Annotated in this window: 1 pseudogene; it reads left to right on the forward strand. The window is 50.3% G+C overall.

Annotated elements, in window-relative coordinates:
* Nucleotides 1–236: 236 nt before the first annotated feature.
* Nucleotides 237–483: pseudogene (locus J5M67_RS28120) on the forward strand (peptidase P60); the annotation flags it as partial.

A 483-nucleotide genomic window follows, 5' to 3' on the forward strand; every position in this document is an offset into this window, starting at 1 on the left:
GCACACGATAGATAAATATTCTTTAAATCTTTGTGACTTTTTTACAGGTAGCCGACGTATGGCAAATGTTAGCGTGTCTGCCGTCAAATCCTTATAACACCTGACTTCTGTCGGACAATCGCGTCCATTTGCCGCTTGTTTGGTTCCGTTGCCTCCCGATTGAATCGACCAACGGCCTCGGAAGGGACAAAAAAGCTGTTATAAAGTTGCGCGCTACCACATAAGAGCCACGCCTAATGCGACCATTTTTCAAGACATGGCTAACTATTTGCCTATTAATGCCACTGGCCGCCCACGCCACCAATCGTGAGCAACGTCTTCCCAACGTTAACGGTTTCACCCCTAAATCCCATGCTTCGGCTCCTGCGAGCAAGAGCAGCAAACAAACGAAACACACCACGCTCGCCAGCAAGAATCACGGCAAGCTGGTGCCACCGATGGCCAACAAGGAAAGCAGCAACGTCCTGAGCCGTGCGGTGAACG

This window comes from Pseudomonas sp. 30_B, assembly GCF_017491605.1.
Taxonomy (GTDB): Bacteria; Pseudomonadota; Gammaproteobacteria; order Pseudomonadales; family Pseudomonadaceae; genus Pseudomonas.